At 51.5% G+C, this 21,315-nt stretch carries 18 protein-coding genes; 2 read left to right on the top strand and 16 right to left on the bottom strand.

The annotated features are described in order from the left end of the window. Positions 1–101: 101 nt before the first annotated feature. The 3 genes from Dvar_RS42940 to Dvar_RS42930 all read right to left on the bottom strand — a co-directional run bounded on the left by Dvar_RS42940 (position 102) and on the right by Dvar_RS42930 (position 2,542). Positions 102–803 carry a flavodoxin family protein gene (locus Dvar_RS42940; RefSeq protein ID WP_419659606.1) on the bottom strand — a complete coding sequence of 234 codons (702 nt, stop codon included), beginning with the start codon at positions 801–803 and terminating at the stop codon, positions 102–104. A 322-nt stretch (positions 804–1,125) separates the two neighbouring features. Further along, positions 1,126–1,641, bottom strand: a complete 516-nt coding sequence (locus Dvar_RS42935; protein ID WP_419659605.1) for a flavodoxin family protein — start codon at positions 1,639–1,641, stop codon at positions 1,126–1,128. Positions 1,642–1,705: 64 nt separating this feature from the next. Beyond that, positions 1,706–2,542, bottom strand: a complete 837-nt coding sequence (locus Dvar_RS42930) for an RNA polymerase sigma factor (RefSeq protein ID WP_419659604.1) — start codon at positions 2,540–2,542, stop codon at positions 1,706–1,708. A 220-nt stretch (positions 2,543–2,762) separates the two neighbouring features. Here Dvar_RS42930 and Dvar_RS42925 point away from each other — a divergent pair, with 220 nt between their 5' ends. Continuing rightward, on the top strand, positions 2,763–3,245 hold the full coding sequence (locus tag Dvar_RS42925) for an alpha/beta fold hydrolase (RefSeq protein WP_419659603.1): 483 nt from the start codon (positions 2,763–2,765) through the stop codon (positions 3,243–3,245). 108 nt (positions 3,246–3,353) lie between these two features. Beyond that, the gene (locus tag Dvar_RS42920; protein ID WP_419659602.1) at positions 3,354–3,632 is read left to right on the top strand and encodes an alpha/beta fold hydrolase; all 279 of its coding nucleotides are present in this window, start codon (positions 3,354–3,356) and stop codon (positions 3,630–3,632) included. A 615-nt stretch (positions 3,633–4,247) separates the two neighbouring features. Here Dvar_RS42920 and tnpC read toward each other — a convergent pair. The 13 genes from tnpC to Dvar_RS42855 form a co-directional block, all read right to left on the bottom strand. Then, positions 4,248–5,699 carry an IS66 family transposase gene (gene tnpC, locus Dvar_RS42915; protein ID WP_419659601.1) on the bottom strand — a complete coding sequence of 484 codons (1,452 nt, stop codon included), beginning with the start codon at positions 5,697–5,699 and terminating at the stop codon, positions 4,248–4,250. Positions 5,700–5,807: 108 nt separating this feature from the next. After that, positions 5,808–6,692: a DUF4338 domain-containing protein gene (locus tag Dvar_RS42910; protein WP_419659600.1), complete on the bottom strand. Its 885-nt coding sequence runs from the start codon at positions 6,690–6,692 to the stop codon at positions 5,808–5,810. Between the two features lie 40 nt (positions 6,693–6,732). Next, complete coding sequence (gene tnpB, locus Dvar_RS42905; protein ID WP_419659599.1) at positions 6,733–7,095, bottom strand: IS66 family insertion sequence element accessory protein TnpB; 363 nt, start codon at positions 7,093–7,095, stop codon at positions 6,733–6,735. Beyond that, complete coding sequence (locus Dvar_RS42900; RefSeq protein WP_419659598.1) at positions 7,092–7,514, bottom strand: hypothetical protein; 423 nt, start codon at positions 7,512–7,514, stop codon at positions 7,092–7,094. Before Dvar_RS42900 ends, tnpB begins: the two co-directional genes overlap by 4 nt. 45 nt (positions 7,515–7,559) lie before the next feature. Further along, complete coding sequence (locus tag Dvar_RS42895) at positions 7,560–8,354, bottom strand: cyclase family protein (protein ID WP_419659597.1); 795 nt, start codon at positions 8,352–8,354, stop codon at positions 7,560–7,562. A 362-nt stretch (positions 8,355–8,716) separates the two neighbouring features. Continuing rightward, positions 8,717–12,181: a PAS domain S-box protein gene (locus Dvar_RS42890; protein ID WP_419659596.1), complete on the bottom strand. Its 3,465-nt coding sequence runs from the start codon at positions 12,179–12,181 to the stop codon at positions 8,717–8,719. 41 nt (positions 12,182–12,222) lie between these two features. Next, a complete protein-coding gene (locus Dvar_RS42885) occupies positions 12,223–13,242 on the bottom strand; it encodes an ABC transporter substrate-binding protein (protein ID WP_419659595.1) in 1,020 nt (339 codons plus the stop codon). Positions 13,243–13,319: 77 nt separating this feature from the next. Beyond that, on the bottom strand, positions 13,320–14,594 hold the full coding sequence (locus tag Dvar_RS42880) for a PAS domain S-box protein (RefSeq protein ID WP_419659594.1): 1,275 nt from the start codon (positions 14,592–14,594) through the stop codon (positions 13,320–13,322). Further along, positions 14,595–14,894, bottom strand: a complete 300-nt coding sequence (locus Dvar_RS42875; RefSeq protein WP_419659593.1) for a hypothetical protein — start codon at positions 14,892–14,894, stop codon at positions 14,595–14,597. It lies immediately after the preceding gene. After that, on the bottom strand, positions 14,875–15,483 hold the full coding sequence (locus Dvar_RS42870; RefSeq protein ID WP_419659592.1) for an ABC transporter substrate binding protein: 609 nt from the start codon (positions 15,481–15,483) through the stop codon (positions 14,875–14,877). Before Dvar_RS42870 ends, Dvar_RS42875 begins: the two co-directional genes overlap by 20 nt. A 102-nt stretch (positions 15,484–15,585) precedes the next feature. Further along, complete coding sequence (locus Dvar_RS42865) at positions 15,586–18,714, bottom strand: efflux RND transporter permease subunit (RefSeq protein ID WP_419659591.1); 3,129 nt, start codon at positions 18,712–18,714, stop codon at positions 15,586–15,588. Position 18,715: 1 nt separating this feature from the next. After that, positions 18,716–19,849: an efflux RND transporter periplasmic adaptor subunit gene (locus Dvar_RS42860; protein ID WP_419659590.1), complete on the bottom strand. Its 1,134-nt coding sequence runs from the start codon at positions 19,847–19,849 to the stop codon at positions 18,716–18,718. Continuing rightward, positions 19,836–21,224 (bottom strand): TolC family protein, encoded by a 1,389-nt coding sequence (locus tag Dvar_RS42855; RefSeq protein WP_419659589.1) that lies wholly within the window; start codon positions 21,222–21,224, stop codon positions 19,836–19,838. Before Dvar_RS42855 ends, Dvar_RS42860 begins: the two co-directional genes overlap by 14 nt. Positions 21,225–21,315: the final 91 nt, after the last annotated feature.

The following is a 21,315-nucleotide window of genomic DNA, read 5'->3' as shown; positions in this document are numbered from 1 at the left end:
GAATGTCGCTTTATCTAAAACGGATTAGCGGAACAGTTCGCTTAATCTGCATGGCGTCACAAGACTCATTTCGCCTCCATAGGTCGCGCGACGGATACGAATTATACGGCCTGGCCGAACAAGGCCATTACTTTTTCCTGAACCTCCTTGGTCACTTTTGTTCTGTCATGCCCGTCACTAAGGCGATGTCCAAGCAGCTTTCCCGCATCTGCTGCAGCCTTTATCACATCTGGTTGTTTTTCAACATCCGGAGGCATCTCATCTGTATATTTTAACCCTTGGGAGCGGTGAAAGGCTTGTATCCCCACCTCGCAAGTTTCCCCGAACCCGCAGGTATAGCAGGAGGCAGCTCCCAGGCCCTGGACCTTGGCCACGGTTTCAATAAAATTAAACAGGCACATTTTTTCGATCTGGTCAGCAGGGGCTTTCCCTTTGGTTCCGCCCACGCCAACGGCCACGGCAAGTTTTCCCCACAAGGTACTGCCTGCCTGATGCCGGAATTGGAACCAACGCTCAAAAAAAGCGTGTGTCAGGACATTCAGGGTGTCGAAATAATTGGGTCCTCCTATTACAAAGGCATCTGCCTCCACAATTTTTTCCCGCAGGGGCTCTAAATCGTCCTTTAGCTTGCATATATTATCCTTGGCACATCCAAGGCAGGCAATACAGCCTGAAATCTTCTTTCCTCTTAGAGAGACAATCTCATACTCACACCCAGTGTTCTCCACAACTGTCTTCACAAGCTTGTAAGTCCCTGATGTGCCATCTTTTCTGGGGCTTCCCGAAATACCCAATACTTTCATTGTTTAATTCTCCTCTGATTTTTGTTCTGCGATTTTTTTAGATATATGATAAGACCCTCTTCGTTTACCCCTGCAATTCTGCTGCGATGGTCCCGTCTACATTTTTATATTTTTTCATATTGTATGTGCGTGAAATCCTGTTTCGATCTTCATCCGGCAATGAGGTAATGTACCTTTTCCAACCGGGACACCAGTTTATGTGCCACCGCCACATACGGCCTATTAGAGATCTGGGATTTTTGTCGTACCGTGCTCTTAATTTGCAGTTTTCACAATTGTGTTTTGCCATTTCTATTTCTCCATATTTTTATTGGGTTTGAAATCAGCCCAAAACTTCCTTTGCAAACGCGTTAGCGTTTTCCACGTCTTCTTCGTTGGGGTGCCCGGTCATCGCTTTAACCATACCTGCCCACTGTTCATCATCCATATTCAGTTTCTTCTGCACCGGACCATGCATAGCTTCAGCCAAAAAACCCTGGCAATCAAAACAGCCCTTGTATTCAATGCCTTTTTCTTTGCATGCTGCTTTTATGGGCTCGGTAAAAACTTCCATGTCCTGATCAGGATAGGCCGGAGCCATATGAGTTATGAAACCCGCCATTTTTTGACCGGAACTTGCCTTGAGAACACCTAAACATTCTTTTACGGGTGCTGCCAGGCTGCCGGCGTGCAGCGGTGAGCCGATAAAAATGACGTCGTATCCAGAAACACCTTCGGGGGTGATATCTTCAAGCTTTTTACAATCTGCTTCATTCGATTGTGTTGCTTCTTCCCAAATGGCTTTTGCTATCTTTTCTGTGTTTCCGCTCTGGCTGAAATAAGTCACTAATACTTTCATGATGTAACCTCCTTATTTAAATGATGTTTTTAAATGCCCTCAGCAGAATTGTCTGCAAGGGGTGTTATTCACTGAGGGCTTTGTATTTCCCTGACTTTATCAAATCTTTCATGATAAAAGTAAACGACTCCGGCGTATGATATTCTGGATAATGGCGATACATTGCAACAGTCCGGTCGATTTCAGCCAATTCCTTCAAATGGGCCACAGCTTCCGATCTGCCTTTTGAAGCATTTTCCTTTTTAACAAAAGTCATATCAATATGACCATTTTTCAAGCGTCCTCCGGCTTGTTTGTGACACCTGCAGGCATTGTCCTTATTGACCAGGCCGCAGTTTTTTTGCATGAAATTTTGTAAACTCTTCCTGCCCCGGGAAAGGCGTTTGCGGAACAGTTCAGGAGTGATATCCAATATAAAAGCACCTTCTTTACTGGTTACCCCATATTGTTCACCAAGAATAAAGGCTATTCGCACTTCCCTCTTCAGACAGACAAGAGCTCCCTGCATACAACCGACCCTGGTTTCTTCCAACAACACATCCCGCTCCGGTCCTGAAACAGTCAGAGGTTCCATATTTTCAAGCCCGGCAGAAACCGATTCTTCCATTAGATCGAATGTTAAATCCATGCGTTCGTATCTTTTTTTCCGTACAGTCAGAAGATGATTACAGGCGATTCTGTAAACCCAGGAACTGAAAGCACTTTCTTCACGAAAGTCACTTAAATGAGTTATCACCTTGATTAGAATCTCCTGCGTCTCATCTTCTGCATCTTCCTGGTGACCCAGCATCCGCAATGCCAACCCGTAAATTTTCTCTTGAATACCGCAGACAACCTCTTCGAGTGCCTGCAGATTCCCATTTTTTGCCCGCCTGACGAATTGTTCCAAATTTGAATCCATCTAATCAATCCTTCTGGTAAAGTGTGTTTTTCTATTTAGACTCATATATTTAAAAAGTGTGACAAAAAATTAAAAAAAAAGCGACATAGAAGGTTGGGGGTTGATAAGGTCAGAGATTGACTGTATTTTTTGTGCATGATGGATTTTAATTTAAGCAATAGACGTCCAGGCAAACAAATTCCCTGGCCGGTGAATCAGCTATTTGGCGGAGGGTTCAAGATTGGAAGAGAAGCGCATCGAAGTACCGGGAGGAGTCCTCAACTACGTTGAGGCAGGCTTAGGCACTCCAGTTGTGTTCGTACAGGGCATCTGGGTGTCCAGCGGACTTTGGGACGACACAGTCGATTGTTTTGACGGTCGCGTGCGAACCTTCCAAGTTGAATGGCCGCTCGGCGGTCATCGTGAGCGCTTTGAAGACGCCGACCTGTCTCCGCACGGAGTGGCAGCCATGGTGCTCGAGTTCATCGAACGCTTGGATTTGCGCAACGTTATTCTGGTTGGCAACGACACCGGTGGCGCTGTTTGCCAGCTCGTTGTTACTTCCGACCATCCGGCAGTTGGCCGCATCGCAGGACTCTTGCTTACGAATGTAGATTCCTACGAGAATTTTCCGCCTAAGGAAATGATACCGCTTCGAGACTTATGCAAATCCAATCCGGCAGAAGCGAATAATCGTTTCGATAGCTTAATTAGTGGTCCATAGGGTGCTAAACGCTTCATGTCTAGTGTTTGTAGCAAACCCGTCCCACAAGAGTGCTCCGTTGAGCTTCTCGCGAACTTCAACTCAAACCCTCAAAGCCGTGCGGACTCAGTGAAATTCATCGCAGGGGCTGACTGCCAAACGACAACGCTCGCTACAGCACGCCGCTTCGCCGACTTCACGCATCCGGTTACGGTCGTTTGGGGCGACGGAGACAAGATTTTTCCTTTATCCGATGGCGAACGACTTGCCAAGGACTTCCCCAACGCCAACCTGGTCCGTGTGGAAGGGCCCATGACGTTTGTCCCCTTGGACGCTCCAGAGGTCCTCGCTGAAGCGCTGGACGGCCTCGTCCAGCAAGCAGGTCTAAACTCGGGCAAGTCCTCGTAGCGCCGCTGTCCAACAAGTTCCTCCAGCGGACCCACCTGGGCTCAGACGGGCTTGCTACTATCAGGCTTCGTTAAGCACTTTCCTCGCGGTGCGGTTGATGCCTAAGTCAGGCCGGCAGGACTGTTGAGGAGCAACTCCGTTAAACGTTATGAGGTTCTAATTCTCCGGCCATCTGTGATGTGCAACCCACGCTAATTATCCCAAGAAATTTCACGCCTCCGAAACTAACGATTACATACAAGTACATGGCAAATGCTATGCGTACAGGTAGCTGCTATCTCATTGTAATTTAATGTAATATTCAAAAACCACTATATAATGTAGTTTTCCTCTGTCTATAGATGCCCCGCTCACATTGCATGTATGTGCTGGCTAAAACCACTTCAATGAATCTGTGGCAAATAAGATCGGTATTTCCACACAATCATGGATAACTCACTTTGATTATTGACAGATTCGTTCGTCTGGTTTTATTCTTCAACAAAATCAACACCTATGTGTCCTTGCGGCAAACGTGAGCAGATAGATTTTTTTCGCCAGGCGGGTGCTGCTGGTTCGGCGGCGGTGGTGTTAAAGATATAATGGAACAGGCAGGGCAAAACGCCCAGGTCATGGTTAGGATTTTATTTCAGAAGCGGCCTGTTTGTAATTCCAGGGCATCCATTGGTCAGGTTGGTATTTTACTTCAGATGAGTTCTCCCGAAGTGCAACCAGATAATCAAAGGGATTGGCACTGCATAATTCGCATGTGTGGATCAGGCTCATATACAGGTCTCCGACCCGGGCGCCACGTTCGGTTTTGTAAAACAAGGCGTTTTTCCGGTTTAAAATGGCTTTTTTCAGGGCACGTTCACAAACATTGTTGTCCAATGGTGCCCCGGGCACGCGTAAAAACAGGGTCAACGCGTCCCAGTGCTTGCACATGTATTTGATGGCTTGCCTGAGACCGGAGTTTGGTTCCACTTTCTTTTCCTCGAACTGCTCATCAAACCATTTTCTAAGCTCCTTCATCAATGGACCGCTACGATTCTGGTGCAATTCGATCCGCTGCTCGTCAGACAGGTTTTGCGCTTTTGCATCGGCATCATTTTTATATACTTTCCCCAACACGTTCAGCACATGGGTGCATTCGTCCGGGAAGTTATCGTATACATCCACGAAGCGCCGCCTTCCATGGGACATACAATTGGCCAAAAGCGTTTTAAAATCCTTGGGCACATTTCTGGACAGCGCATCGCACATCTGGATGGGAGGGCCAAGATCGGCTTCGCTTTTTGATAGAAGATCAGCCAGGTTTTCTCCGGCATGGTTGCGCCCGGTAAAAAACAGCCCGATTTTGTGACCGTCCACGACCGCTATCATGCCGCTGGTAAAGATGCCCTTTCTTTTGGCGTCCTGGGTCTCGTTAACCATGGAAAGAATTTTCATGGTGGTGTCGTCATTGTGGACCACCTTTGCACCGGCCGCTTGCTTGATCAGTTCATCAAAGGCCGGGTAGGCATGCCAATAAAAATCTCTGACAATATCCCATTGGGTGGATGCCGGCAGCGGTATGCCGATACTGTCCTGCAGGTTTTGCAGACGGTAGAAAGGAAAGCCGTTGCCATATTTTAACAGGGCAATCATCGCCCCGGCAGAGGCATCGTATTTTTCCTCGCCAACATCCTGTGGCGCATTGGCCGTAAAAATTTCGCCACACAGATTACAGCGCAGTTTTTCCAACTCGACCACCGATGCCGTTAAAGGCGAGGTACCGGTGACACGGATGAGCGTTCTGGGCTGTTTACAGACATAGACCTTGCCCTTCAGGCAAGCCGGACACCGATCTTTGTGTTTGAGCTGTGCATGGGCAACCGTGGTCTTTTCGGCACCGGTATAATCGGCAGCGCCATTTCGGCCATGGCCTTTTTTCTTCTCCTTTGGTTGTGAATTGCCCTTTGGCTTTCGTTTTTTGGTTACGGTGGCGGTTTTTTCCGTGGATGCGCCGAAGATCATCTTGAGCAATCGCTTGATGGAGGCAGCTTTTTCATCCACACTGTGGCTCAACACATTGATCGTCTCGCCCATGGCCGCAAGGGTTTCATAATCCTTTTCCAGAAGACTACGGGAGTTGACCCGTGACCCGATCGATCAGCGCCTCGAGTTCCTCAGCCGACAGTTCGATGGGCGGCGGTGTCATGCACTTGCTCCTGCGGTCAGATGGGATCTGAACCGCTTGCCCAAGGGATATCCCCAAACCGCCTTGATGGACCGGTTCGGGCGGTGGGTCTGGTCATTTTTTCCACGACCGGTGGTATCACCCATATAGATCCAATTGGCGGCGTTGTAACAGGTGCCGGCAAACCGGTCTTTGTCCACAAAGGTCTCCAGGTAATAGACACGATGCTTGTATGTCGCCTGCCAATCTGTTGGCAGGATGCGACTCATCCGGCCCAGAATATGAGAGGCCAGGTGGGGCACGCGAACCCAGGGCAGTATTAAAAACCGGCTGTTGTAAGCCATCAGATGCAAGTTGGCCGTACGTTGATGTTGCGACCAACCGATGAACCGGTCACGGCAACCAATATGCCTGGCGGCCGATGACCAGGACAGGCACGCAATGGGCCGGTCTTGGGAGTAAACGATGTATTTCAAATGTTCGCCGACCGGCTGGGTGTAGCCCAGATAATGGTATTGGGCCAACAAGCTGTTGCATAACTTTTCGGCACCTGTACGGCGAACCTGTCGAAACACAAGCGGGGTAATGGCGGACAGCTTGTCTTCAATTGGGTGCTGATCAATGGTGATGGTCTCAGGCCCCCTTCGTCTGGCCAGCGGATTGTTCGGGGTCATTTTTCTGGCCGGCAATTGAATGTGGCCCGCCCGGTGAAGGGCAAGCATCAATCCCCGGCACACCATATCGCGAAAGGCGCCGTTGGCCTGCCGCCAATCCCAGGCCTGGCAAAGCTTGACGGAAAGGCGCCGGCGGCTGTCCGTGGGGTTTTGGTCGATCAACTGCTGAATATATACCGCATCCTGAGCGGTAACCGTTCTGCCGCGGTATGTGAGTATCGGTTCCATGAAAGCCCAAATAGCGCAATCGTTACTGGAACGCAAGCATTTATTTTTCCCGCGCAACAATTTTTTTCCATTGCGGGGCAACCCTAACCGTGGAAAGGTCCCCGTTCCAGATCAACAATTGTAGCTGATGAACATCGAGCTGGCGCAAAACCTTTTCGCTGTCGGGCCACCAGGTAAACCGGCCTTTTGATAGCCGCTTTTGACAGAGCCAGAAACCCTGGCCGTCATACACGAGGATTTTCAATGCGGTTGCTCTTTTGTTGCGAAAAACAAACATGGCGCCTGAAAAGGGATCCGATTTTAGATGATTGCGGCACAGCTGGGCCAGCCCATCGATACCTTTCCTGAAATCAGCCGGCTCCACGGCGATAAGGATCCGCATATGCGGGGTGATGGAGATCATGAATCGATTGCCCAAAATGCTTTTCCCAGTTCCACCAAATCCAAACAGCCGGCTCCTTTTACATGCATTCTCATAACCGAACCGTCGCTCTTTATCATTTCGATGGTTGATTCGATTAAAGGGGCGGCTGGGGCCGGTATTTCTATGAATGGGGAAGAAGAAAACACCTCGGATGTGCTGGGTCCTGTATCTTTGGATTTGATGACTTGTTTTTTCAGCGCCGTGTAATTGACCCGCAGTGCCTTTGATAACTGGCATATCGAATACTCTTGTGATAACGTAACAGCTGCCTTCCAAAGGCTTTGGGGAATATGGGTACGCTTTTTTCTGCGCTGACGCCAGGATTCAAAACGTTGCTGGACCTGCTCGAGGCTAAAGGCAATGGGTAAATCATCTGATGCATGGATATCATCGTTCATTGGTTGTCCTCCTTATTTTTTTGACAACCAATGATATCTTATTTCTCAGGGCATTTCATGCACGCTTGCCGAAAGGGCACCGACAATCCCGTGACCCAGCATCTGCTTGTGGCAGGGTTCCCAGGTTCCCTCACATCCAATTTTTTCGAGATCGCCGAATTTGGCATCATAGGCAGCTTGGCCATGCAGCTTGATGTAAGCCGCCTTCTCGAATTCGGCATACGCCGCTTCACCGAACTGCTCGGCGTATTCTTCCGTGATCGGCCTTCCCGAAGCGCCGGACAGATTCATCTGGGGCGGGCCATTTTTGCCCATCGCCGTATGCAGCGGATGATCAAGCGCCTGCATGTCCATGGCCACGCACTTGACCTGGTGCTTGACGAACCACTTGCCGGCTTCGACGCCGGTACCGCACGAATAGTGATAGTACTCTTTGGAGTCGTCGAATTTGCGATGCATGCCGGTGTTAAGGCAGAGCACCATGCCCTTGAGCGCTTCCGGCTCGATGTTCGCACGCCTGCAGGCGTCCTCAAGATGCTCGGGCAGGATCAGGCCCCAACGGTGGATCTTGATTTCAAGACAAACTGCATCACCCGTGTAAGCGTCGACAGGCATTTCGTGAGTATAACGCGCCCTTTTACCGTCGAATTCGCGTTCCATGACGTGACGCGGTGCATCGGCATGGGTGCCGGTGTGCTGAACACAATCGATCCGCTGAGTGAGGACGCCTCCCTTGGCCATGGTGTGCATGGAATCGATGACCGGCTTCACGAAGTAAGGCCATCTTGGGATTTCCGCACTGAATGGATGAGTCAAGTCAATGAATACTTTCTTTCCCATAACGAGTCCCTCCAGTTTTTATCATATTGAAATGCTTGATGAATGTTTGCTTTTAAGGTTAAAGTGAAGTCCCTGATGCGTTTGGTAAGTCAGGGCAAACGCTTATTATTACCGGCGACTGGCTTTTTTTGCACTCGGGAACGAACTGTGTGAAACACTATCGCGTGATACCTGAGAAGCCGATATGACTGTTGCCTCAAAATCGATGCCACCTTACACCAGCTATCCATATTTAGCTTAACGTGCTTTTATCGAAGATTTTACGGAGTAATTGAAGATAATTCCGAAGAGGATTTTGCCTCAACATGCGACGGTATCCGCAATATGTTGAGGTGTCGTTGTCCGTGAGGAAAGAAGTTTATTCAACAGTTTTGCATCGGCAGGCGGATGGTAAATTTCGCACCGTAACCCGGGCTCGATTCCACCGACATTTCGCCCTGATGATCCTCGGTAATGATAAAGTAGGATACGCTAAGGCCTAAACCGGTTCCCACACCTGTGGGCTTGGTTGTGAAAAAGGGTTCGAATATCTTTTTCCGCGTGGTTTCATCCATGCCGGGGCCGTTGTCTTCGATTTCCATCACCGCCATGTCCGGGTTATGATCAAGCCGTGTTCTAAGGATGAACATGGGTGATTCAATCGCCGCCTCCTGCATGGCCTGGGCGCCGTTTCGAAAAAGGTTCAGGAGCACCTGTTGGATTTTGGCGCTTTCGCATGCCGCGGAAACGGGCGCTCCGGCGTATTCCTTTACGATGGTGATTTTCCTGAAATCGTATCCTTTTTTCAAGTCATAGTCGGTACCGGCCAGCTCCACGGTTTTATCCATCAGCATCCCAAGGTCGGTGGTGGATAATTTTGCTTCGCTTTTGCGTGCAAAACTGAGCATGTTTTCCACCAACGCAACAACGCGGTGTCCCGTGTTTTTTATGGTGGCCAGCATTTCGTGTATCCTCCGGTCCTGCATGAACTGCTCGATCGCCTCCATGGTGGTGCCAGCGGCTTCGGCCGCTTTCTGGTTGGCGGGAATATGGAGGCGGGTGGTCAACCGGTTTTCCAAGACCATGGCAGTCTGCAGCATCCCGGCCATGGGGTTGTTGATTTCGTGGGCCATCCCGGCGGCCAGACCTCCGATGCTGAGCATCTTTTCGGTTTGGACCATCATCTCCTCCATGCGCACTTGCTCGGTAACGTCATCCACCCGGATCACGGCCCCCTCCACGCCATTGGCCACCAGGGGAAAGATAGTGATGTCCTCATAGCGAGTTTCCTGCTCCGCTCTACGGGTGACTTTGGAGGCACTGATCGTCCGGCGCTCTTGAATGGCGGTTTTGATGGGAGCCATCTGATCCGCCAGTCGGGCGAATACGCTCTCCAGGGGTTTGGTTAACGCCTGGTTGGAAAGCAGTCCGGTGACCTGTTCGGCCCGTCTGTTCCATTGGGTTACCCGACCCTCCAGGTCCACGCCCACCAACACCGAAGGCATGGAATCGATGATGTTGGCGAGGTAATTGCGCAGCTGGCGTAAGTCTTCCATGTACTTTTTACGCTCGGTGATATCCTGGATGAAAGCCACACATATCTCCTGGTTTTCGAACCGAACCAGGTTTGATATGACCTGGACGGGAAAAAGTTCACCATTTTTACGTCGCTGCCGACTTTCGAGGACATGGAATCCAGCTGCTCTGAGTATTGCTGCAGTGGCGGCATATTGCTCTGGGCTGAAATCGGGATCTAAATCAAAGATAGTCATTCGGCGGAGTTCCTCCCGGGTATAGCCGAGGCTGGCGCAGCCCGCTTCGTTTACATCGAAGACCTCTCCCGCCAGCCCCAAATGCCAGATGCCGATGGGGGCTTTTTCGAAAACGACGCGGGTGAGGCGTTGCGCTTCTTCATCCTGTTTCCGTTGGGTGATGTCCAGATTGGTCCCGCTGATACACAACGGTTTTCCATCCTCTGTCCATTCCACAATTTTACCTCTGGAGTTGACCCAAACCCAACTTCCATCCTTATGGGGCTGCCTGAATTCCAAATCAAAGTAATCCACCTCTCTACTGATAAGCTGCCCCAGTATATGCCTTATTCTCGGGAGGTCATCCGGATGCGCGCTGTTGGTCAATGTTTGAACGCCGATGGGCTCCAGTTCCTCGAGCGTTTTGCCCATTATTTCCGCCCAGCGTGGGTTTAAATGCACTTCCCCGGTCTGGTAGTTCCATTCACAGGTTCCGGCGCTGGTGGCCTCGAGGATGTTGGCAATTCGGTCTCGTTCTTTGTTGAGCGCCTCGGCTGCCAGCCTGCGTTTGGTGATGTCACGAAAAAACCATGCGCGCCCGGTCTTGCGGCGGCCCTGCATCAAGGGGTAGGAGTGACGTTCCAATATGCGACCATCTTTCAAATTCAGGAGATCTTCGGATCTCTCTGAACTTTCATACAACTCTTGGACTTTTGCCGTAAATTGTTCCGGCTCGACCAACATGGAGAGAACATAGGCGATCAGGTCCTCATCGTTTTTCGTTTTCAGGAGATTTTCCGGGATAGACCAGATTTCTGCGAATCGTGAGTTGTGGTGGGTTACTTTGCCTCCTTCTGAAACCACAAGAACTCCGTCATGGGTGGATTCCAGCGTGGCCGTCAAGATCGATCTGCTCTCCTGGAGCGCCTCCTCGGCCTTCAGTCGATTTTGAACCTCATGCGCCAGTTTGCCGGCCCGTTCCGCTTCGGCATCCAGCATAGCCTGAAGTTGTTCCGTCATGCGATTGAATGCCCCTGCCAGGACAACAACTTCGGCGGAACCCTGTATTGCCGCTTTGAGACCTTTCTGTCCTTCTGCAATACGGGTGGCGGTGTTTTTCAAATCAAGGATTGGTGCACTCAGCCGTCGTGCCAGGCGTACCCCGATCATGGCTGCCGATACGGCGATGACAGTAATAAAAAGCAGGGATACGGAAGCGATTTGCAAAATTTTCCGATATGCCTCCAGAAGCGGAAGTTCAGTAACGACCGCCCATTCCGGTTTTTTCAGCGGGACATATGAACCGAGCACTAAATCGCCGTTGATGCCTGCAGATATCGATACGCCGATCCCATTATCCGTGCTTGGGGTATTCATGAATGTAGCAACCGGTTTCAGACGGGATACGTTTTCCCCTCTCAGGACACGCGCAGTGTCCTTGAACGCGATCAGATAGCCCTTCTTGTTTACCACATATGCCGATCCGTGACGGCCGATTTCAATGTCTTCTATCAGGTCCCACATGAATTTCAGATTCAGTTCCATCACCAGCGTTCCTTTGACGTTTCCCATAAAATCCTTCAATGGAAGGGCCCCGATCAGCATCGGTTCGCTTGTAACCGGATCAACGAAAATTGGACCGAGGTATCTGCCTGTTTGCCGCACGCCTGTAAACACATCACCGGTAACATGTGCCATGGTGCTTTCAGACGCAGCCCGTGACAAGCGTGAGGCCATTGCCAGTTTGACATTTCGGGCGTCAAAGAGCAGCACCTGACGCATGACCGGCTCCATTCCCAAAATGACGTGAAGAGCGTCTTTCTGCTTGCCCCGTCCAATCGAAGACAAGTCGCTTGCATGAATGGCCGCGTCTATCACCTTGAATTTTTCGTTGATAAAGGCAGTCACCTGTCCCGCGGCTTTTTGTGCCATATTCTGCTGGCGGGCGGCGACCATCTCTTTCTGGCTTTGCAGGTGGACATACATCTCGAAGCAGACCGAGATGATTAATACAGATGTGCATAAAACGGCAAAAGCAATTGCCAGTGTGGTTGTCAAACTTCTGTTGGATGTGGTTTTTGTTCTTTTTTGTACCATGGAAACGGTTTCATGAATCCTGTTGAGACTGGAAATCGATGTTAGTCTACGATCTTTGTAGCCATGGCCATCATTCCTTTACTGGGTGTCAGCCCCGTTTGTTTTAATGCCCCGATGTCGATTTTCAAGTGCGCTTCAGGTGTAGCAACCGGTATTGTGCCGGCAGGGATTCCCTGGAAAATTTTATGGGCGAGCGCCGCTGCCAGGGTTCCGGCATCAAAAAAATCCGGCCCATAACTGAATGTGGCCCCTTGATCTTCTTCAAAACTGCCGGTGGCGGCAAACGGGATCTTGTGTTGTTTTCCAAACTGGATGATTGCCTTGATACTGTCTGAGGTATGGGTGACACCGTCCGGTACGTCCAGAATGGCATCAACGCCGATCTCTTCCAATGCGGACCGTTTCTGCAGGGCGGTTTGAACCGCCTGGGGGGTATCGACCTGTTTTTCAACAAGGGTGATCTCCAGGGATTTTGCAAGCGGACGCAATTTTTCAAGCGTGGGTGCGATGAGGGGGTACTCCGGGTTATAGAGGATTAAAACCCTTTTGATGGAAGGCTTTAATTCCTTCAAGAATTCAAGGCGCTTCAGCGTTGTGTCGACAGCAGGCGTTCGCACACCGGTAATTCCATTGCCCGGTTGCCGGATGTTTTCAACCAGGTCCGTTCCCTCGATACCCGCTAGGGCAAAAAGAACGGGAATGCCGGTTCCTGAAAGGATAGCCTTGGCCGTAGCGGTGGGTTCAGTTGGAAATGAAAAGACCAAGTCGACCTTGTCGCCAATAAACTTGGTGAGTGTTTGTCGGTCCATTTCAGGATCAAATTGCATAAACTGAACGTCATAAACAATATTCCGGCCCTCGACATAACCCAAATCAGCCATTTTTTTCTTGAATCCCTCTGCTATCCTGATAAACGAACCGCCTTTGAATGTCAGGATACCCACGCGGTAGGTTTTTTCCCCTTTGGAGCAAGCAGTCAGCAAGATCACCATCAGGATAATGCCGATGGAAACGTATCTGGAAAGCGTTCTCATATTTTTTTTGTACTTTTGCCGAAACATTGGGGGAATCCATTTAAAGGTATATTTTATCATCGCATTTATGCCCACGATTAAAACACCCCATCAGGAATGTCGGTTTAAATCCATCTTATCAAACCAGTCTTCTTTTCCATACATTTTTTTATACATTCCGGGCACATGCTATGGCTCAGCTGGGCAGTCGAGTGCATTTCAAGATACATTTCGATTTGATTCCAATAACCACTGTCATCGTGGATTTTTTTGCAGACAGAACAGATCGGTAGAAAACCCCGCAGGGTTTTGATCTCGGTAATATCCTGGGCCACACAAATATAGCCCTGAAGCTTTTGGTCATTGGTCTTCATGATGCTGCAGGAGAACAGCACCGGAATCGCTTTGCCCGCCTTTGAAATATATTCCGTTTCGACGGCTTTCACCGGTTCCACAAGCGGCGTGCCGTCTATGGCGGAAACTTTGGATTGACGATGCGCCAGGAATACTTTGGCGAAGGAGGCGCCTATGAGTTCCTCTTCAGCATAACCCAAAAGGTTCAATGTCTCCTGATTGACAGACTGAATCCTGAGCTCGTCATCGATTATGATCAAGCTGTTGAGCATGTTTTCAATGATATTGTCCACGAAGTCTTTGGACATGGTTGTCTCATGCAATGCCTCGGTCATCTCATTGAACGCCCGGGCCAGTTGGCCAATTTCGTCATGGGAGTAAGTCTCGACCAATGGCGATTCGGACGACCACTCTTTGCGGATCTTTTGGATGGTTCGAATAAATCTTGCTACCGGCTTGCCGACCCATAGCTCCAGTGCCGCAACGATCAAAATGATGCCGACGGCAAACGAAATCAGGGTGATGCCGATCGAATAAAGGGCAAGGGTTTTGGTCTTGTCCGCAATGAGAAAGCGGGGAAAGCCGGTTCGGATGGTAGCGATGTGTTTTTGTCGATTCCCCAGTACCGGTATTTGGAAATCGTACAAAGCCAGTCCGTCCATCGAAAAAAGCTGAACCGTCTTGCGGGCTTCTTTGATGCGGTTGAGGACCGATCGATCTGATATATGTTGCCCGTGCCGGCCAGGATCGTTGTGAAACAGGATTGTCCCCTCCGTGTCCACGACCATGGCGTAAGACAGGAACGCATGTTTGGCGACAACTTCCTGGCACATTTCCTCGAACCCTTCCAACTGGGCCAAGGGAATATGCATTTTTATCAACCGGTCCAACTGTGATTTGAGGGTCTGGGCAATAACGAAGGTTTCCGACTTGCGGACCTGAAAATACTCCCTGGCAAAATAAATGCCGTTGACCGTGGTGCTGGTACCGCCGGCCAGAAATGATACCGCCACACAGATCAGGATTATTTTCGTGCGCAGTTGCATTTATTGATCCCATTTAAAATCGGTTACCACCTCGGCGGATAGCAGTAGGCCGGCTTTGACCCGGATGCCCAGCTTTTTCGCCCTTGCCAGGCTGATCACCGGTTCGCCTTTCAAGGAAGGCCGCATGGTCAGCGTGCGCGGCGACGCCCCATCCAATAGGATGCGCCTGGCGAGTGTGCCGGCAGCCAGACCCTGCTCATAACCGGACACGGTTACGGTGCAAAGGGTTCCATAAAAGATGCGGTCTTTCCAAAAGCTAAAGTCCGGAAGGTTGCTGTTTTCAGTCGTCCAGCGAAGCACCTCGGTATAGGGTACATTTTGGCCGGACGGATCTTTGTAGGTGAAAATACCCAGCAGGGCGATGGCATCGACCTCGGTTTGCAGCGTTTTTATTCTCTTTCAGTAGGTGCACTGTTTCGAGAAAGTGTTCCTGTTCCATGATGCCGGTTACATTGGTGCTTCCCAAAAAACCGTATTTTAGTGGATTGGCGTTGACCCCGCTGAAAACAAAAGGCGTTTGGGTGTTGACGTAATGGGTGACGACGTGGGCCTGGGCGGCATCATCGTTCGCATACACCAGATCCGGTTTCCAGGTATCGATCAATTCTTTGGCTTGGCGGCTGACTTCCTGTACATGGGTTTCGGACGTATTGCGTTTACTGTCCATCTGGAAAACCTTGTATTGGATGTCCACCCCTTTCAGGGCCTCTTTAAAGCCATTGAATTGATCGTCGGTCCATTTCCAGGGGGAATGGTAACTCATGATATGCAGGATATTGAATGCTGTTCGCTGCTGACCATAAGCAAGGCCAATACAAGAAAAGAGATCGAAAAAGAAAATAAAAAACGCCAATACAAATATACTGACATGGTGGTATTGTTTTTTCATAGGAAAGCTCTGGGTGACAAATCGAGCCACTGTATTGTGCTTCATTCGCTGCTCTGAAACCGACATTGAAAGTATTAATGATATAATTCTTCATTGATTGATTCAACCGATATCTTTTTCAAGCGAGTTAACGGCAACGAACCTGGAGAATAGGGACCGAAGGTCATAGGCGATGTTCATCAACAACGGAATCAGCAGCAAAGTAATGACGGTGGCGAATAATTCCCCATAGGCAAGGGAAACGGCCGCTGGTATCAGATATTGTGCCTGTTCTGATGTCTCTGAGAGTAGCGGTAGCAAGCCGCAAACAGTAGTCGCCGTGGTGAGAAAAATGGCCCGAAACCTGCTGGATCCGGCTGTTTGCAAGGCCTTTTGAACGCTCTGGCCCTCTGCCAGGATATCGTTGAAGCGGGTCAACATCACCAGGCTGTCGTTGACCACGATCCCGGCCAGGGCCAGCATCCCGAAAAAAGAGAGCACGCTCAAGGGAACCCCGGCGATAAAATGCCCGGCCGTGGCTCCGGCGAAGCCAAAAGGAATCACGGACATGATTACAAAGGGCTTCCAATAGGATTTCAGGGGCACGGCCAGTAGCGTATAGATCAAAATAAGGATCATGACCAACGCTTTGACAAGGCCGCCCTTGACCTCGCTCTCTTCTTCCAGTTCCCCCCCTTGGGAAACGATTACCCCTGGAAGCGAGGCTTCAATGGAGGGAATGACGTCATCCTCAAGGATCTTGAAAACGGATCCCGCACTGACTTTGGTTTTATCCAGGGCCGCCATGACCATTGCTATCCTGCGGCCATTCTCTCGATGAACATGGCCCGCAGCACGCCTGGACTCGAGACGCGCCACCATGGGCAGGGGGACGAAGGCACCGTCGGGGAGAGCGATCCGGGCCTCTAAAAGCTGAAAAATATACTGGCGCTGTTTTTTGCCCATGATGACCTTGAGTTTGACTTCGTCGTCTCCCTTCTGGAACTTGTCGATCTCGAACCCGCCGAAAGCCGCACCGACCTGGGCTGCCAGGTCAGCCGGGGTCAGTCCCAAATGCCGGACCTCGTCCTTGAGGCGCAGGCGGATCTCGGATTGCCCTGCGGCAAGGTCGTCGCGGATATCAAAGACTCCCTCCAATTTCTGAAGCCCGTTTTTCAACCTCCGGACACCTTGTTCCAGGTCATGGGGATTGCGTGAGGAGACCTTGAGGACAAATCCGCCCCCGGTTTCAGCATTGCCGCTGAATTTGAGGCTCTGGACCCCTTCCAGGTCCGAGGCCCGTTCCCGCCATTGGGCCAGCAGATCCATGGTCTCCACCACTCGTTGCTCCTGGGGTTGAAGCTCGGCGTAAATTTCGATGGATTCGTTGTCCTCCACGGCAGTCATGATTTTCCGGATGGGCGGCTGGTCCGTGCCGTGCCGGGCCATGAGATCGCGGTTCAGGGAATCGGCCGCCGCTTCTAAATTGTATGCGTTTTTAAAGGCAAGTTTTACGGGCAGGCCCTTTTCCATGGTTCCGGACACCATGATGACGTCCCCAGGAATATCCGGGAAGAAAACCGTTCTGACATGATTCATGTGGATCAGCCAGCCTCCCAAAAGTGCCAGGAAAATGAAAACCACCAGGGCTGAGTACCGGTGGACCAAGCAAACCCTGAGCAAGGGTGTGTAAATGCGGTGGTTGAAAACATCCAGCCCTCTGGAAGCCAGCTCCCGAATGCGGTTGCAGGCGGCCATGAAGGCATTCTCAGAGGCCTTGGCTTTTACGGAGACTGCGGCCAGGTGGGCCGGCAGGACCAGCTTGCTCTCGATAAGGGAAAAGATCAAGGCCACGCAGACCACCATGGCAAAGGAAGCCAGAATTCTGCCGAAATCATTCTTTATGAGCATGAGGGGATAAAAGGCGGCAATGGTGGTAAAGCAACCGAAGATGGTTGCCACGGCCACCTTGTGCACGCCCTTGATGGTGCCTTGCACGGGATCTCGCGTATTCTGACGTTCCTCATAGATGGATTCACCCACCACAACGGCATCGTCTACCAGGATACCCAGAACGATGATCATACCGAAAGTGGTAACATCATTGAGAGAGTAATCCAAAAAGGATTTCCCCATCAGGGCCAGGGCGCCGGCAATGGAGAAAGGAATGCCCATGGCCACCCAGAAAGCCAGCTTGAAATTCAGGAAGATGGCCAAAATTACGAATACAATCAACAATCCCTGCCATGCATTGGTCTGGAGCAGGTTCAGCCGGTTTTGCATGTAAACGGAGATGTCCGCCCAAATATCCAGATGCACCGCCTCCGGGAGTTGGGCCTGCAGACGCGCCACCACCTGATGGGCGGCTCGGCTCACCTCCATCAGGTGTCCCTTGGAACTGGTGTGGATCACCATGCCCACCGAGGGCTGGCCCTGGAAAAAGGCCAGGGAATCCTCATCCTCGTAGCCATCAACGATGGTGGCCACATCCCGGAAAAATACGGTGGCACCGTCTTTATCGGTGATCAGGGGCAGGGCCATGAGTTGGTCCTGGTATTCCAGCTTGGCATCGGAGCGGATGATGATCCGGCCTCCGTCGCTTTTTAGCCGACCGAAACCGGCCTGGGAGAGATTCCGGGATACAATCGCGACCACATCGTTTACGGAAAGGTTGAAGGCCTTGAGTTTCTGCCCATCAAGTTCCAGACGCATTTCCCTCTCTTTTTTTCCAAAGCATGTGATCTTTGAAATTTTGGGATCGGCCTTCAATTCCTGCTCCACCATCCGGGCGGATTGCTGAAGGGTTTTTTCGTCCACGTCCCCGAAGACCTGGACCAAAAGGGCAAAGTCATTGAATTCATCCACGCTGACAATCGGGCGCTCGGCTTTTTGGGGAAAATTGTCGATGCCGCCCACCTTGGTTTTGACATCGTTGAGCAGACGGAGCATGTCGTATCCGGTTTCCTTCCGGACCAGGACTTGGGCCGCCCCTTCGAATGCGGTCGACGTTATTTTTTTTATTCCGGCCAGGCCTTCCAGGGATTTTTCCACATTGCGGGCAATGCCGATATCCACTTGTTCCGCGCTGGCATCCGGATAGGCAACATAAATGGATATGGTCGTGGGGGGGATTTTGGGAAATCCTTCGATACGGATGCCGGACAGGGTAAACATTCCGCCCAGGATGACCAGCAGGGCCAGCAGATTCGCAGCCACGGGATTCCTGGTAAACCATTCTGACAATGCGCTCATTTTACCCTTCCTTCCGTGCCGCGGGGGCGGTCCTGGTTCCGGCGATAAATCCGGGAATCGGCGTGGTCACCACCCTTAGGGACGCCGCGTGGATACTGTTTTTAACGTAAACATTGCCGTCTTCATAAAAGGCCACCTCAGCCGTCAGGCGCCGGAGCCGGTCCTCGGCATCCACAAACCAGATCTCTCCGTCCCGGGTCAGGCAGGACTCGGGAAGGGCCAAAAGGTTCGCCCTGGGACTGCCTTTGATAACAGCCGTGACAAACATTCCGGGTGCCAGCTCCTTTTTGGGGTCCAGGGGCCTGAGGTAAAATTGCCGCAACCGGGTTTTGGGATTGACCTGTCCGCCGTCCCTGATCATGGTTGCCCGCCAGGAGCGTCCAGTAGCCGGATCGCCGATCTCGACCTCGGCATCCTGCCAACGGCCAAGACTGCGGACCTGAGTCCCGTCAAGACTCACCCGGATCTCTACATCATCAGCGCTGATCAAGGTTGCCACGTGATCCCCGGCGAACAAGATTTCCCCCTTGTCGGCAAAGCGTTCCGCCACCAGACTGTCATAGGGAGCCGTTATCCGGGTATGATTCAGATCCTCCCGGGCCTTTTCCACGGCCTTTCGGGCATAGTCCACTCTGGCTTGGGCTGCTTTGAGCTGGGGCTTGTAAAAAACCAGGGGGGATGCCGGAGCCTGTTTGATCCCGGACGCCTCCCAGTCGTTCCTGGCCTGGTAGGCCTGGCGCTCCACCTGGGCGAGGTTGACCCTGGCATTTTCAAGTTCCAGCCGGGCCTGGGCCAGGGCAGCCTGGTAATCGGTTCTGTCCAGAGATAGGATGGTCTCTCCCGTTCTAAAGTGCCGTCCGGGCAGAAGGTTCTCATTGATCCAGATGATCTGCCCCCCCACCCGGGACCTGAGGGTGGTGGTCCATTTGGCATGGACTTCTCCGTATACCTTCACCCGGGCCGGATAGGTGCCGGGCGCCACCGGTTCCACACTGACCCGTTTCAGGGGGGGCGACGTTTTTTCTTTTTTTTTCTGTTCCGGTTTCATGGCATAGAGGCCCACGGCCCCTAAACTGCAGATGGTGGTGATCAGGCCGAATATCAGCCATTTTTTCATTTTTTCAAATCCTTTCATTTTCATTCCTTTCGAAAACCCCTGTTCCTACAGAAAGTGCCATATCGATCCGGTTCAAAACCTGTGAGGCTTTGATGTCAAGAATGCCGGACAGTAGATCCAGTTCCTGGTCCCGAGCCGTGTTCAGTTCGATAATGGTGGCCAGGCCCTCTTTGAATCGGGCCTCGTAGTAGGCACTGCTCTGCCGGGCATCAGCCATGGCCTTCTCCAAAAATTCCAAGCGTTTCTTTAAGTTGGTTTCCGTTGAAAAGGCATCTTCAGCCTCTTTCATGGCCTGCAGTACGATGCCGGTAAGATCTTGGTACGCGGCCTTGGCTCTTGCATCGGCGGCTTTGGCCTCATCTTTTATCCGGCCGGCGTTGAACAGGGGAAACAGGATATTGCCCACCAGGCTCCAGCCATTTTCAGAAGCACCCAGGTGTCCCAGTTGGGCATTGTCCCTGAAGATATTTCCGGTGAGGGTGATTGCGGGCAGCAGATCCTTATGGCCGGCCCGGGCCTCGCTCATTGCCGCTCGCGCATTTTCCAAGGCCGACCGGACATCGGGGCGGTTGGCCAGAATGGATGCCGGGACCTCGGGGTATGTCAGCGCGACTTCAGGTAGACCGTCCGCTTCATTGAGGGCGGCACCTGGGTAGCGTCCCAGAAGCAGTTCAAGATCTCTCACCGAAGCCTTGTGGATAAATTCGGCCTGGGTGCGATCGGCCCGGGCCAGGTTGGTTCTGGACCGGGCCGTGGTCATGTCTTGGAGGCTGCCCAGGCCCGCTTTGTACTTGGCCGAAATGGTCTTTTCAATGCGTTGGTAGATCCTCACCCGTTTATCGTGGATGCCCAGGCGCATTTTATTGGCCCTGACGCGGAACCAGTTCTGAAGCACCCGGGCCGCCAGGGAATCCATGGTCCGGTAATAGGTCTCTTCCCGGGCCCGGAAATTATGCTGACTGGCAGCATGGCGATCGGCCAGTTTCCCCCAAAGATCCAACTCCCAGGCCAGAGAGAGGGTAATTCGGTGGATGCTTTGCACTTCCCGGTTCAGGGATTGGTTGTTTCGGCTACCGGAATATCCTGAATCTATCGTTGGCAGCCGCGCCGCCCGGGGCGTTGAAAGCAGCAGGCCTGAAGATTTGAGGCGCAGGGCCGTGGCCCTGAGATCATGATTGTTTTCCAACGCCTCGTTTACCAGGGCCTTTGCCATGGGCTCATCTACCATCTCAAGAAGGGAAGACGTGACCTTCAGCTTTGAACTTTCCGGAGCCGATGCCAGCTTGTGAGGCAATTGGGGAAGTTGAGGAATAATGGGCGGGCTGAAAAACGAACACCCCTGGCCCGTCATCGACAGACCCAGGATCGCCAGGGCTGCAAGTATTTTGTACATTTGAAGCTCTCCTTTACGTTTTCATTGATGCGCGCAGGATACCGGGTCCGGGGTTAACCCGGGGTTAAGGCTTGGTCTCTTTTTCAAGGTG

The sequence above is a fragment of the Desulfosarcina variabilis str. Montpellier genome, assembly GCF_048565275.1.
GTDB classification, from domain to species: domain Bacteria; phylum Desulfobacterota; class Desulfobacteria; order Desulfobacterales; family Desulfosarcinaceae; genus Desulfosarcina; species Desulfosarcina variabilis.
Note: the sequence above shows the minus strand (reverse complement) of the source record. Positions and strands in the feature narration are given on the sequence as shown.